A 3,684-nucleotide genomic window follows, 5' to 3' on the forward strand; every position below is an offset into this window, starting at 1 on the left:
GGGGGGTGGCGGGGTGTGCTGCTGGTGGGTAGGGGTGGTTGTTTCCGTCGATGACCCTGCGTCAGGATCACGCGAACGTGTGTTTGTGTGGTGGTGGTGTGTGGGTGTGTTGTTTGAGAACTGTATAGTGGACGCGAGCATCTTGTTCTTTATGTGATCGAGAACATTTTTGTATGTTTTTATGTGTGTCTGTTTGTAGATTGTTAAGGGCGCACGGTGGATGCCTTGGCATCAGGAGCCGATGAAGGACGTGGTAATCTGCGATAAGCCTCGGGGAGTCGATAAGCGGGCTGTGATCCGAGGATGTCCGAATGGGGAAACCCCGTCATCTGTGAGGGTGGCGACCTGCATCTGAATTCATAGGGTGTAGGGGGGAACGCGGGGAAGTGAAACATCTCAGTACCCGCAGGAAGAGAAAACAATAGTGATTCCGTGAGTAGTGGCGAGCGAAAGCGGATGTGGCTAAACCGTTGGTGTGTGATACCTGGCAGGGGTTGCATCAGCGGGGTTGTGGGATGCGCTGTTCTCAGAGCTGTCGATCTGGGTGCGTGAGTGCGGAGTGGTAGTCGAAGCATCGTTGAGTGGTGTGCCGTAGAGGGTGGGAGTCCCGTAGACGAAACTGCTGTCCGCCGCGTGTGGCGTTGTCCCGAGTAGCACGGGGCTCGTGGAATCTCGTGTGAATCTGCCAGGACCACCTGGTAAGCCTGAATACTACCTGATGACCGATAGTGGACCAGTACCGTGAGGGAAAGGTGAAAAGTACCCCGGGAGGGGAGTGAAAGAGTACCTGAAACCGTGTGCTTACAAGCCGTTAGAGCCTTGACCCCTTTGGGGGTGTGGGGTGATGGCGTGCCTTTTGAAGAATGAGCCTGCGAGTTAGTGTCATGTCGCGAGGTTAACCCGTGTGGGGTAGTCGTAGCGAAAGCGAGTCTGAAGAGGGCGTTTGAGTGGCGTGATCTAGACCCGAAGCGAAGTGATCTACCCATGGCCAGGTTGAAGCGCGTGTAAGAGCGTGTGGAGGACCGAACCCACTTCAGTTGAAAATGGAGGGGATGAGCTGTGGGTAGGGGTGAAAGGCCAATCAAACTTCGTGATAGCTGGTTCTCCCCGAAATGCATTTAGGTGCAGCGTTGCGTGTTTCTTCCCGGAGGTAGAGCTACTGGATGGCTGATGGGCCTCACCAGGTTACTGACGTCAACCAAACTCCGAATGCCGGTGAAGTGAGAGCGTGGCAGTGAGACCGTGGGGGATAAGCTTCATGGTCGAGAGGGAAACAGCCCAGACCACCGACTAAGGCCCCTAAGCGTGTGCTAAGTGGGAAAGGATGTGGAGTTGCTTAGACAACCAGGAGGTTGGCTTAGAAGCAGCCATCCTTGAAAGAGTGCGTAATAGCTCACTGGTCAAGTGATTCCGCGCCGACAATGTAGCGGGGCTCAAGTACACCGCCGAAGTCGTGGCAATACACAATTGTTCCTGTAATGGGTGTGTGTTGGGTAGGGGAGCGTCGAGCGGGTGGTGAAGTCGCCGGGTAACCGAGTGGTGGAACCCGTTCGAGTGAGAATGCAGGCATGAGTAGCGAATGACGGGTGAGAAACCCGTCCGCCGGATGATCAAGGGTTCCAGGGTCAAGCTAATCTGCCCTGGGTGAGTCGGGACCTAAGGCGAGGCCGACAGGCGTAGTCGATGGACAACGGGTTGATATTCCCGTACCGGCGAAAAACCGTCAATACTGAGCTGGGGATACTAACCACTCCTCGCACCCGTCTCGCAATCAGCATTTGTGTTGGTTGCGTTGTGGTGTGTGGTGTGGGGCCTGATCCGGGGAGGTAAGCGTGTTAACAGGTGTGACGCAGGAAGGTAGCCGAGCCAGGCGATGGTTGTCCTGGTCTAAGCGTGTAGGGTTCCCCGTTGTTAAATGCGCGGGGTGTGTGCCTGAGGCGTGATGGGACCCCTTTGGTGGGGGATTCGGTGATCCTATGCTGCCGAGAAAAGCATCGACGTGAGGTTTTAGCCGCCCGTACCCTAAACCGACACAGGTGATCAGGTAGAGAATACTAAGGCGTTCGAGAGAATCATGGTTAAGGAACTCGGCAAAATGCCCCCGTAACTTCGGGAGAAGGGGGGCCCTGAGCGTGATGCACACAAGCGGTGTGGAGCGTGTAGGGGTCGCAGAGACCAGGGGGAAGCGACTGTTTATCAAAAACACAGGTCCGTGCGAAGTCGTAAGACGATGTATACGGACTGACTCCTGCCCGGTGCTGGAAGGTTAAGAGGACCTGTTAGACGTATGTCGAAGCGGAGAATTTAAGCCCCAGTAAACGGCGGTGGTAACTATAACCATCCTAAGGTAGCGAAATTCCTTGTCGGGTAAGTTCCGACCTGCACGAATGGAGTAACGACTTCCCTACTGTCTCAACCATGAACTCGGCGAAATTGCAGTACGAGTAAAGATGCTCGTTACGCGCAGCAGGACGGAAAGACCCCGTGACCTTTACTATAGTTTGGTATTGGTGTTTGGTGCGGCTTGTGTAGGATAGGTGGGAGACTGTGAACCGGGCACGCTAGTGTTTGGGGAGTCGTTGTTGAAATACCACTCTGGTCGCTCTGGATGTCTAACTTCGGCCCGTGATCCGGGTCAGGGACAGTGCCTGATGGGTAGTTTAACTGGGGCGGTTGCCTCCTAAAGAGTAACGGAGGCGCCCAAAGGTTCCCTCAGCCTGGTTGGCAATCAGGTGTTGAGTGTAAGTGCACAAGGGAGCTTGACTGTGAGAGTGACGGCTCGAGCAGGGACGAAAGTCGGGACTAGTGATCCGGCGGTACATTGTGGAATGGCCGTCGCTCAACGGATAAAAGGTACCTCGGGGATAACAGGCTGATCTTGCCCAAGAGTCCATATCGACGGCATGGTTTGGCACCTCGATGTCGGCTCGTCGCATCCTGGGGCTGGAGTTGGTCCCAAGGGTTGGGCTGTTCGCCCATTAAAGCGGCACGCGAGCTGGGTTCAGAACGTCGTGAGACAGTTCGGTCCCTATCCGCTGCGCGCGTTGGAAATTTGAGAAGGTCTGTCCTTAGTACGAGAGGACCGGGACGGACGAACCTCTGGTGTGTCAGTTGTTCCGCCAGGAGCATGGCTGATTGGCTACGTTCGGGAGAGATAACCGCTGAAAGCATCTAAGCGGGAAGCTTGCTTCGAGATGAGATTTCCTTCCAACATTGTGTTGGTGTAGGTGCCCAGGAGATGATTGGGTTGATAGGCCGGATGTGGAAGCAGCGACTGTAAGAGTTGTGGAGCTGACTGGTACTAATACGCCGAAGATCTACACACACGCACGCATGTGTCACAACAACCAGGCTTTTCCTTTGTGGTAGGGGTGTGGTTGGTGAGCGGGGGTTGTGTTCGCGTCCACTGTATGGTTTTCGGGTAACACACCCGTTGAACTGGGGTTCTTGGGGCTGGTTGCTGACTGTGATGGTGGGTGGCGGTGGTCTTGGGGGTTTTGGTTTAGAGGGTTGTTGGATAGTTGTGTTGTTGTGCGGTGGTTATAGCGTGGGGGAAACGCCCGGTCCCATCCCGAACCCGGAAGCTAAGGCCTACAGCGCTGATGGTACTGCACTCGTGAGGGTGTGGGAGAGTAAGTCACCGCCGCATTAACACCACAAACAGGGTTAGGGGCCTCGAACCGT

The 3,684-nt window shown here is 55.2% G+C and carries 2 rRNA genes; both read left to right on the forward strand.

What is annotated here, in order from left to right:
* Positions 1-193 precede the first annotated feature (193 nt).
* A 23S ribosomal RNA gene (locus L979_RS13885) occupies positions 194-3,325 on the forward strand.
* Positions 3,326-3,532: 207 nt separating this feature from the next.
* Positions 3,533-3,649, forward strand: a 5S ribosomal RNA gene (gene rrf, locus L979_RS13890).
* Positions 3,650-3,684: the final 35 nt, after the last annotated feature.

Source organism: Kocuria sp. ZOR0020 (assembly GCF_000800955.1).
Lineage (GTDB): Bacteria > Actinomycetota > Actinomycetes > Actinomycetales > Micrococcaceae > Kocuria > Kocuria subflava.